The sequence below is a fragment of the Sodalinema sp. genome (genome assembly GCF_046483825.1).
GTDB lineage: Bacteria > Cyanobacteriota > Cyanobacteriia > Cyanobacteriales > Geitlerinemataceae > Sodalinema.
This window is the reverse complement of the sequence record NZ_JAWOCL010000089.1, coordinates 1-4,578: the sequence shown is the minus strand read 5'-3', so window position 1 is coordinate 4,578 and position 4,578 is coordinate 1. Positions and strand designations below refer to the sequence as shown.

Sequence of the window (4,578 nt, the reverse complement as noted above, 5' to 3'; positions counted from 1 at the left end):
GCAGGTTAGTCTACGACGCCCCGGTCGGACTGTCAATAAAAAGCCGCCAATAACTTAAAAAGCTCTTAAAGTGCGACGGGGAGTCATCGGTTGTCACCTCGGGACGTGGTTCGGGGTTGAGTAACTCAATCGGGACAATCACCTCTCGACTGGGGGAAGGAGACGGAGAGGGAATTAACAGTCGAGGTTGTATCAGTCCCCATAGCAACAAATGAACTCCCACCGAGAGTCCTCCCCATCGCCACCAGATGCGAGGGGAATAGGATACAGCGCGATGACGCCAATGGATGGCTTGAGAAATCTCGGGAGGGGAGTCTGACACAGGGATAGAGACGATGCAACAGGGGAAAATCGAGGGCAACGAAAACGGGAGATTTGTAAAGTTATGTTACATAATTGGCGAGATTACGTAAAACTGGCGTGGTTATTCCGACAGATAAAAGGGGAGAGGGTTTCTGGGTCGTGTATGTTGTCTGGTGAAGCCTGGGTTCACCACGTCATACCTCTCTCCCCTTTTCCTGGCCTCGATGAGATTTGGCCGTTAAAGATCCCGAACTCGGTGGGTTCCTCTCAAGCTATACCGATAAAGCTATAATTAGACTTCAATCCTAATACTCCGCTACAGCGCTCAGTTTTTTATATATGCCACGTCCTATAGTTGCTATTATCGGTCGTCCCAATGTAGGGAAGTCGACCCTGGTTAACCGCCTAGCCGGTGGTAAGGAAGCTATTGTCCATGATGAACCGGGGATTACCCGCGATCGCACTTATAAGCAAGCCTTTTGGTGCGATCGCGAGTTTCAGGTGGTCGATACTGGGGGCCTCGTCTTCGATGACGATAGCGAATTTCTCCCGGAAATCCGCGAACAGTCCCGTTTAGCCTTAGCCGAGGCCCAGGTGGCGATTTTCGTCGTCGATGGACAAATGGGACCCACCGCCGCCGACCGAGAAATTGCCGATTGGCTACGTCAGCAGTCGGTTCCTGTGATCCTCGCGGTCAATAAATGCGAATCTGTTGACCAAGGCCTCATCCAAGCGGCGGAGTTTTGGGAGTTGGGTATTGGTGACCCCTTCCCCGTCTCTGGGATTCATGGTAGCGGTGTGGGGGATCTCCTCGATGCGGTTATTGCCCATCTTCCCACGACGTTAGAGGAAGACGAGATCGAAGAAATTAAGGTGGCGATCGTGGGTCGTCCCAATGTGGGCAAATCCAGCCTTCTCAACGCCTTTGTGGGGCAAAATCGGGCTATTGTTAGCCCCATCTCGGGAACCACCCGCGACACCATCGATACTCTCGTCGAACGGGAGGGGGTTCGCTATCGCCTCATTGATACCGCCGGAATCCGCAAGAAGAAACACGTGGATTATGGGGCGGAGTTTTTCAGTATTAACCGGGCCTTTAAAGCCATTCGTCGGTCTGATGTGGTGTTATTGGTCATTGATGCCCTCGATGGGGTCACGGAACAGGACCAAAAACTGATGGGCCGGATTGTTGAGGAAGGACGGGCCTGTGTGTTGGTGATTAATAAGTGGGATGCGATCGATAAAGACTCTCACACGATTTATGACTACGACCAACATATCGATAGTCGCTTCTATTATGTCAGTTGGGCGCAACGGGTCTATGTCAGCGCCCAAACGGGACAACGGCTACAAAATATCCTCGATTTGGTCAACATCGCCAATGAAGAACATAAACGCCGGGTCACCACGTCGGTGATTAACGAAGTTCTCGAAGATGCCATTTCCTGGAAGTCGCCCCCCACGAATCGCCAAGGCCGCCAGGGCAAAATCTACTACGGAACCCAGGTTCGCAGTCAACCGCCGACGATTACGCTATTTGTCAATGATCCCAAACGCTTCAATGACAATTATCGCCGCTACATTGAACGCCAGTTACGGGACCAGTTAGGCTTCACGGGAACCCCGATGCGACTCATCTGGCGCGGCAAGAAACCCCGCGATATGGAAACCCGAGGTACATCCAACCGCGCGGTCCGCGTCTAAGTCTAAGTCTATTACCTATTGCCGGAAGAGGAGGGCGACCACAAGGGTACGCCCCTACGTGGTTTCTGTTCCCTGTTCCCTGTTCCCTGTTCCCTATTCCCTATTCCCTATTCCCTATTCCCTATTCCCTATTCCCTATTCCCTGTTCCCTGTTCCCTGTTCCCTATTCCCTTCTCCTTGCCTTTTCCCCACAAAACCTGCTAGCATGGGATTCGCCCCTGGAGAGGTGGCAGAGCGGTTGAATGCGGCAGACTCGAAATCTGTTATGGTGTCACAGCCATCGAGGGTTCGAATCCCTCCCTCTCCGCTTTAATAAACCCCCCGGTTGAACGTCAGTCAGCCGGGGGGTTTTGGCATTAGGTTTCTTGAGGATTTGAGGTGGATTTGGGGGTCATGCGCCAGCCGGGATAGACCACTTGACGCGATCGCGCCACCACGAGACTATCATCGGGGACATCCTTGGTGACGACGGACCCGGCCCCCACGGTGACATCTTCTCCGAGGCTGACTGGGGCGACGAGAACACTGTTGGAACCGGTTTTACTGCCGTTGCCGATGTGGGTGGGATGTTTGTTGACGCCATCATAGTTGGCGGTGATGGTTCCGGCCCCGATATTGACTTTTTCGCCTAGGGTGGCATTGCCAAGATAGGCCAGGTGAGCCACATTGGTGTTGTTGCCGACTTGGGTTTGTTTAATTTCGACGAAGTTACCGATACGACAGCCTTGGCCAATCTGGGCTTGACCTCGTAAATGACTGTAGGGGCCAATACGACTATCGGCGGCGATGACACTGTCGGAGATGACGGAATAGAGAACGGTTACATTCTCGCCGATGTGACTGTTTTCAATGAGACTTCCTGGCCCGATACGACTTCCGCGTTGAATCACGCTATCGCCGCGAATATGGGAGTTGGGTTCGATGATGGTGTCGGGTTCGAGGACGATGGTGTCGTCGAGGGTGATGCTGTGGGGATCGACGAGGGTGACACCGCTGGCCATGGCTTCGTCTTTGAGGCGGGTTTGCAGGATGTCGTAGGCGGCGGCCAGTTGTTTGCGATCGTTGACGCCAAAGATTTCTTGGTAATCCTCGACATCGACGACGGTGACGGGATTGAGGTAGTTCACCGCGTCGGTGATGTAGTATTCGCCCTGATCGTTGTTGGCTTTGAGTTTGGGGAGAATTTGGGCTAGTTTTTCCCAGTCAAAACAGTAGATTCCGGCGTTGATGCGGGGGTTTTGTTTTTGGGCGGTGGTACAGTCGCGATCTTCGACAATCTGTTCAAAGACGTTGCGGCGATCGCAGAAGACCCGTCCGTAGCCTTGGGGGGTGGGATGTTGGGCCGTGAGAACGGTCGCGGCGTTGCGGCGATCGCGGTGGGTTTGCAGAAGCTGTTGCAGGGTACTTGTTCGCAGTAGGGGAACATCGCCGTTGAGGACGAGGAGTTCGCCTTGATAGCCGTCGAGATAGGGGAGAAGCTGTTGAACTGCATGGCCAGTCCCGAGTTGTTGGGCCTGTTCGACAAACTCCAGATGGGGATAGTGACGCAAGGCCTCTTGGACGCGATCGCCCTGGTAGCCAATGATGGGAAAGATGCGATCGGGGGCGATGGGGGCTAAACTCCCTAATACACGCTCGATTAAAGAGCGTCCGCCCAGGGGATGCAACACTTTTGGAAGTGAAGATTTCATGCGGGTTCCCCGTCCGGCTGCCAGAATTGCTACCGCTACCATAGTCGTCTCTTGAATCGTTTGTTGAGGTGATCCGTGTCCGTCTGGAGTATATCGCGGTTTCTGTCTGCAATCTAGCGAGAAGCTACTGAGAGATTCTCCCTCGGATTCGCGATCGCCGACAGGATTCGCTCATTTACTAAGTCCCCAATTCAGGGTTGGAACGTCACGCTTGAGCGAAAAACGACTCAAGACAGTGTCCGTTTATTGCCATTTATCCTTGAGTTAGACTCAATCCGCTAATGTTTTTTTCAGACTAGACTAAGGGGATATGCTCGAAAACTTAATGGGGATCAGAACAGATAAGGGTCTAACCTCAACCCTAAGTAATTTTACTTAAAACTTACAAAGAATATCAGTAATCGCAAGCAATATGTTAAATTTTATGTTTTTTTAAGGAACTTTTCAATCACGATTGCTAAGCTAAAAACAGCTTAGGAGGTTTGGATATGGTTAGATTCAATGAGCGACAAGAGCAAATCTTAGAGCAGTTCACATTACAAGAGTTGGCCTTGCTCGTCTCGCAAGCGATCGCCCGTGAAAGCGATCGCCAAGGGGGCAACTTTACCCTGGACTGGCTCTCCCGTGAGTTCGGCCATCTAGCCTTTAAGTATGGAGATGTCTTGAATGCCCTGCCCTCCCAGGACAGCCAAGAGTCTCAACAGCCCGAACCTTTAAGCTTAAGGGTCTAAGCCAGCCCTGATCCATTCCGTTAGCGTGAGAGAGAAACCCGATCGCCGGCCGGTGATCGGGTTTTTTAGGAAGGTTCAGGGCTGGCTTAGACCCTTAAGCTTAAAGGTTCGGGCTGTTGAGACTCTTGGCTGTCCTGGGAGGGCAGGGC

Annotated in this window: 4 protein-coding genes and 1 tRNA gene; 3 read left to right on the top strand and 2 right to left on the bottom strand. The window is 52.4% G+C overall.

Annotated elements, in window-relative coordinates:
• Positions 1 to 10: 10 nt before the first annotated feature.
• Positions 11 to 322 carry a hypothetical protein gene (locus tag R6U67_RS05925; RefSeq protein ID WP_410251686.1) on the bottom strand — a complete coding sequence of 104 codons (312 nt, stop codon included), beginning with the start codon at positions 320 to 322 and terminating at the stop codon, positions 11 to 13.
• Positions 323 to 642: 320 nt separating this feature from the next.
• Here R6U67_RS05925 and der point away from each other — a divergent pair, with 320 nt between their 5' ends.
• Both der and R6U67_RS05915 read left to right on the top strand, forming a co-directional pair.
• Positions 643 to 2,007, top strand: a complete 1,365-nt coding sequence (gene der / locus R6U67_RS05920; protein WP_410251685.1) for a ribosome biogenesis GTPase Der — start codon at positions 643 to 645, stop codon at positions 2,005 to 2,007.
• Positions 2,008 to 2,227: 220 nt separating this feature from the next.
• A tRNA-Ser gene (locus tag R6U67_RS05915) sits at positions 2,228 to 2,314 on the top strand.
• 49 nt (positions 2,315 to 2,363) lie between these two features.
• Here the strand turns inward: R6U67_RS05915 and glmU are convergent.
• Entirely contained in the window at positions 2,364 to 3,740 is a 1,377-nt protein-coding gene (gene glmU / locus R6U67_RS05910) for a bifunctional UDP-N-acetylglucosamine diphosphorylase/glucosamine-1-phosphate N-acetyltransferase GlmU (protein WP_410251684.1), read from the bottom strand.
• 446 nt (positions 3,741 to 4,186) lie between these two features.
• Between glmU and R6U67_RS05905 the strand changes: the two genes are divergently transcribed.
• Positions 4,187 to 4,429 (top strand): hypothetical protein, encoded by a 243-nt coding sequence (locus R6U67_RS05905; RefSeq protein ID WP_410251683.1) that lies wholly within the window; start codon positions 4,187 to 4,189, stop codon positions 4,427 to 4,429.
• The last annotated feature ends 149 nt before the right edge of the window (positions 4,430 to 4,578 follow it).

What these genes read in the sequence shown, in the direction of transcription:
- R6U67_RS05905 (WP_410251683.1), top strand. Translation starts at nt 4,187, where the DNA reads ATGGTTAGATTCAATGAGCGACAAGAGCAAATCTTAGAGCAGTTCACA.
- glmU (WP_410251684.1), bottom strand. Translation starts at nt 3,740, where the DNA reads ATGGTAGCGGTAGCAATTCTGGCAGCCGGACGGGGAACCCGCATGAAA.
- der (WP_410251685.1), top strand. Translation starts at nt 643, where the DNA reads ATGCCACGTCCTATAGTTGCTATTATCGGTCGTCCCAATGTAGGGAAG.